The organism is Nodularia sp. UHCC 0506, from assembly GCF_034931045.1.
Lineage (GTDB): Bacteria > Cyanobacteriota > Cyanobacteriia > Cyanobacteriales > Nostocaceae > Nodularia.
The window spans coordinates 32561-37968 of record NZ_JAYGHH010000021.1 but is presented as its reverse complement, the minus strand read 5'-3'; the positions used below and the strand labels follow the sequence as shown (position 1 = coordinate 37968).

The following is a 5408-nucleotide window of genomic DNA, read 5'->3' as shown; positions in this document are numbered from 1 at the left end:
CAAATCCTTTACCTGTAATGTTTTTAGATTTCTTCAGCCAGCCCTAAATAGGAGTCTTAATTGAACCACTGGCGGTAAATATTGGGTATCTCTGATGTACGGTTATCTACTACAGAAATCCCCCCTCCGCTTACCGTCTAATCAAGATAAGACGCGGTAAATTAGAGATGTAGCCAAAAAAAATGAATATTAAAAAGAGCTACCGTCAATCAAAACACTGGTTCTGATCTGGCTGGATTCCAGGAAGCACGACATTTATACTAGCCTGGAAAGCAATCATAAGTAATACATTTTCAAGTGTCTGTGTTATGCGTAACAAATTAAAACAAAGCATCAAACCCCTGTTCAAAATCTTTTTCGTCTTCAGCCTAGTGTTAACGTTAGCACTCAGCCATGCAGATGGAGCATTAGCAGCCCGCAGTGGTGGTCGCATCGGCGGAGGTTCATTTAGAGCGCCTTCTAGCCGTACCTACACACCTCGTACTTATGCACGTCCTGGTGGCGGCGGTTACTATCCTGGTGGTGGTGGCTTTGGCTTTCCGTTCTTAATTCCCTTTTGGGGTATTGGCGGAGGATTTGGCGGTATATTTACCATCTTAATCTTCTTGGCGATCGCTAACTTCCTAATGCAAACCTTCCGCCGTGTCAGCAGTGGTGAAGGCGAAGATATAGGTTATAGCAGTAACCCTCCTGTATCTGTAACTCGTTTGCAAGTTGGTTTATTAGCACAAGCCCGTGGTTTGCAAACCGAACTCAACAAAATTGCCGAATCTGCTGATACTAATTCCCCAGAAGGAAGAGCAGAAATTCTGCAAGAAGCCAGTTTAGCTTTACTCCGTCATCCAGAATACTGGGTATATGCAGGTGGTGGTACGCAGCAAGTTAAATTAAATGCGGCTGAAGGTCAGTTTAATCGGCTGTCATTAGCAGAACGCAGCAAGTTTAGCGAAGAAACTCTATCTAATGTCAACAACCAGTTGAAATCAGCTTTGAATAAAGAAGCTTTACCTGCTGACCAAATCGACAACCCCACCCAATTAATTAGTGAAGGCCCTGGGGAATACCTAATTGTCACCTTATTAGCAGCGACATTAGGCAAATTTGAAGTCCCAGAAGTCAACAGTGCTGATGATTTGCGTCAAGCCTTGCGGCGAATTGGTGGTATTCCCGGTGATCAACTTTTAGCTATTGAAGTGCTTTGGACTCCCCAAGCTGAAGGCGATACCCTGACATCTGATGATATTTTGGCAGAGTATCCTGATTTGAAGTTAGTGTAAAGGTTTTGGGGGTTTGAGCCAGGTCTATTTACCTGGAAATATCTATAACCCCCTAACTTTAATTGCTATAAAAAATAAAACTACTGTTAATAACCTTTAGATAACTCAAGCTTTACACATTGACGTTACAGAATGTGGTAATTACCTATTTTGTAAGACTTTGCTTGAAGCTGCTAACATGAGTAAAAATTCTAATCACCCATTGAGGTTTAACCGTCGCCAGTTTTTACTAAATTCTGCTGTGACAGTCGGCGGAATGATCACCACAAATCTGATATCAAAATCACCAGTTTTCGGAAAACCACCTGGGATTATTACCTCTGACAGAATGCGTCCTGGGATACCTTATGGTATTGCTTCTGGAGATATTACCGACAATAGTATTATAATTTGGAGCCGTAGCGATCGCCCTGCCAAAATGCTAATTGAATATTCCACTAGCGAATCTTTTAGTAATGTGCGACGGGTGTTCGGACCACAGGCTCTAGAAAATAACGATTTTACAGCCCGATTTAATCTCAAAAACTTACCTCCAAACCAACAAATATTTTATCGAGTCAGTTTCCAAGATTTAAACTATAAAAACGTCTACAGCGAACCTGTAAGCGGTACATTCCGCACTCCCCCCACAACTGGCCGGGATATATTTTTTGTATGGGGTGGAGATACAGCCGGTCAAGGATGGGGAATTAATCCTGACTTTGGTGGGATGAAAATTTACGAAACCATGCGTCAACTTAATCCCGACTTTTTCATCCATTGTGGGGATACTGTTTATGTTGATAACCCCATCGTGGCAGAAAGAACCCTTGATGATGGCACAATCTGGAAAAATATCACCACAGAAGAAAAATCAAAGGTAGCAGAAACACTTCAAGAATTTCGTGGCAATTTTCAATACAATTTGCTGGATGAAAATGTGAAGCGTTTTAATGCTGAAGTTCCCATGTTAGCGCAGTGGGACGACCACGAAACCACAAATAACTGGTATCCTGGCGAATTTCTCCTCAGCGATGACCGCTATACAGTTAAGGATGTTAACTTACTAGCACAAAGGGCAAGACAAGCATTTTTTGAATATATGCCCATGAACTATAGGACAAGATTTGGTGCTGATAGATCCAAAATTTATCGTTCTTTCCAACATGGCCCATTACTAGACATTTTCATGCTGGATGAACGCACGTACCGGGGGCCAAACACTGACAATATTCAGTCAGTAAAAAGTGCAGAAACGGATATGCTGGGCAAATCACAATTGCAATGGATGAAAGTGCAATTGCTGAAATCAAAAGCCACATGGAAAATAATTTCTAGTGATATGCCTTTGGGGTTAATAGTTCGAGACGGTCCCAACGCTTTTGAAGCTTGGGCTAATGCAGACAACGGCCCAGCTTTGGGAAGAGAATTAGAGTTAACTGAGTTACTGCGATTTATCAAACGCAGAAATATTAAAAACGTTGTTTGGATAACTGCTGATGTACATTATGCAGCAGCCCACTATTACGACCCTAACAAGGCACAATTCACCGACTTTAAGCCTTTCTGGGAGTTTGTCGCCGGGCCTCTCAACGCTGGTACATTTGGCCCTGGACAATTAGATAACACCTTTGGTCCACAATTAATGTTTCAAAGTAATCCTCCAGGTATGCAGCCAAATCGACCTCCCAGTGAAGGTTTACAATTCTTTGGAGGCGTGAAAATTGATGCTTATACCAAGGAAATGACCGTATCACTGCGTAATTTAGCAGGAGAAATTATTTACAGCAAAGATTTACCACCAGAAAATTAAATCAACCTTGAGCTGAATGTAGCCATTAAGATAGGGTTACTCCAAACGGTTTAGTTAAGAAAATGTAGATTGGGTAAAAACGCCGATGATATGGATTTTGGCTAATGCAACATTTTCAGCTTGCCACGCCACTACCTAAACGTTGACTGTTAGGCTTAAATGAACTGTATTGAGAGTTATTCTATCTAGTGGCTTTGTTGTTTTTAGGGACTGACAAATAAAAAAATACTCAATCGCTTAACGTCACAAACCTTGCCAATTTTATTCCTGGTAACAGCCATTGCAACAGTGCTAGTATATAAAACATGGGTTGTGTGTGGCTTTTAACTTCCGCCCTGCGGTGCTACTCCCATCTGTGAGGACATTTCAACATGAAACGACATATACCTTTGATACTCATTGGTTTTCTACTGTTTGTGGCCGCAGGAGATCAAGTATTACCTGGTGCTTTAGGAACAGCCAGTACCCAGACTCGTACAGCTATGAATAACTTTGTTATTAACCTGTTTTCCTGGCAACCACAGTCAAAACCCTATGAGCGCACAGAGAAGGAATTGCAGAAATTAGAAGAACGAAAATAGAGGCGCATCACCAATGTGCAGCAAGTTTAGAAATTCAAAATATCTAATGATTCGGCAATTTCTAAATCTGAAACTCTTTCACGAGCATCTTTAAGTGCTTCTAGTTTACCTTCTCGACGATAAATATCTGCTGCTTTGCGAAAATCAGCAATTGCTAGTTGCTTATCTCCTAGCTCAGAATAAACATTGCCACGGTTATAATAGGCATGAGCATAATTAGGATTAATCTTAATAGTCTGAGTGTAATCTTCAATTGCGCTCTCGTAATCGCCTAAATCATAACGAGCATTACCACGGTTATAATAAGCATCTACATAATTAGATTTAATCTGTATAGCCTGAGTATAATCTGCAATTGCACCTTGATAATCTTCTAAATCAGCACGAGCATCACCACGATTTTTGTAAGCAACAGCATCTTGGGGATTAACTTTAATTGCTTGAGAAAATCCCTGGTGATATTCTATGAAATAACGGGCAATACCCTGATTTTTATAAGCGTCAGCATAATGAGGATTAATTTTGATTGCCTGAGTGTAATCCTCAATTGCCCCTTGATTATCTCCAATGTGAGAACGAGCTTCAGCCCGATTTTTATAGGCAACAGCAACATTAGGATTAATTCTGATTGCTTGAGTATAATCTGCTATTGCTTCTTGATAATTTCCTAGTTGATATCGAGCTAAACCTCTTTTATTATATGCTTTACCATCATGAAAATTCAATTTAATTGTTTGAGAAAAATTGACAATTGCCGCTTCGTAATCGCCTATTTGATAGGAAGTTAAGCCTAATTTGTAATAAATCTCAGGATCATTTTTTAATTTTAATGCTTGGATATAGTGATTAATTGCTGCTTCATATTCATTTTTCTCAAAACATTCATCACCTAATTTTATATATATATTTAAATTTTGATTGCCATTTTGTAAAGAGTTAACTTGCTGACTTTTTATGGTATGTAAAAAACCTTTTTCCTGCAAAGACAAAGATTTTAAATTCTCTACCTTACTTAGTAGGGAAGGGGTTTGGGTGGTGAGGTTTTCAGTTGCCTTTTCAGCCAGTTGTGAAAATTCAGGGTTGATCTGATAATTTGGGGATGAATTAGCGGAAAAATCTTGATGATTAGGAGAATTTTGTAACTGTTCTAGATAGCACCATAAACCACCTCCATATAATAATTGATTGATGCCAAAGGAGATTTTACCAGTTCTTAACTTAATCATTTGTGTTGGCAAAAAACCAGCTAAAAATAGGTGATATTCAGGTTGTGCTTCGTTGACTTCTTCTTGAATTAAAACGCAAACTACAACTGCATTTTTGGCAACTTCTTGGGAACTAACTGACCATCTGACTTTATCGATACTACCATGACGAGACTTGACCTCAACACCAATTTTGGAGTCAGAATTTAAGGTAAAATCAATATTACCATCGCCGCCAAATTTGGTTTCATAATCGACTTCTGTAATCAAATCAGCTAAACGTTCTTTGACAACTTCTTCACCCAGTTTGCCCTTGAGATTGTTAATAAAAACGTCACGTACTGGTGAAGTCCGTTTATATTTTTCTGCCATCAGCCAGCAAAATTCGCGTAATGTCTTTAATCTTTCGCCAGAAATGACAGTTAATTCACTATATTGACCTTCTATTTCACAATGAAGTAAAAAACCGGATGTTAACCTTTTAATAAAATCGGATTGTAGCGATCGCAGTATTGTAATCCAGTCCATCTATCATTCTGCGAATCTGGTGATA

4 protein-coding genes are annotated in these 5408 nt (G+C 39.4%); 3 read left to right on the top strand and 1 reads right to left on the bottom strand.

From position 1 onward, the window contains the following. The first annotated feature begins 308 nt into the window (after positions 1 to 308). The 3 genes from VB654_RS13575 (at position 309) to VB654_RS13565 (ending at position 3650) form a co-directional block, all read left to right on the top strand. The gene (locus VB654_RS13575) at positions 309 to 1277 is read left to right on the top strand and encodes a DUF1517 domain-containing protein (protein WP_323214300.1); all 969 of its coding nucleotides are present in this window, start codon (positions 309 to 311) and stop codon (positions 1275 to 1277) included. A gap of 178 nt (positions 1278 to 1455) precedes the next feature. Then, on the top strand, positions 1456 to 3069 hold the full coding sequence (locus tag VB654_RS13570) for an alkaline phosphatase D family protein (RefSeq protein WP_323214299.1): 1614 nt from the start codon (positions 1456 to 1458) through the stop codon (positions 3067 to 3069). Between the two features lie 371 nt (positions 3070 to 3440). Continuing rightward, the gene (locus tag VB654_RS13565; RefSeq protein WP_323214298.1) at positions 3441 to 3650 is read left to right on the top strand and encodes a hypothetical protein; all 210 of its coding nucleotides are present in this window, start codon (positions 3441 to 3443) and stop codon (positions 3648 to 3650) included. Positions 3651 to 3676: 26 nt separating this feature from the next. Here the strand turns inward: VB654_RS13565 and VB654_RS13560 are convergent, their stop codons facing one another. After that, complete coding sequence (locus VB654_RS13560) at positions 3677 to 5383, bottom strand: tetratricopeptide repeat protein (RefSeq protein WP_323214297.1); 1707 nt, start codon at positions 5381 to 5383, stop codon at positions 3677 to 3679. Positions 5384 to 5408: the final 25 nt, after the last annotated feature.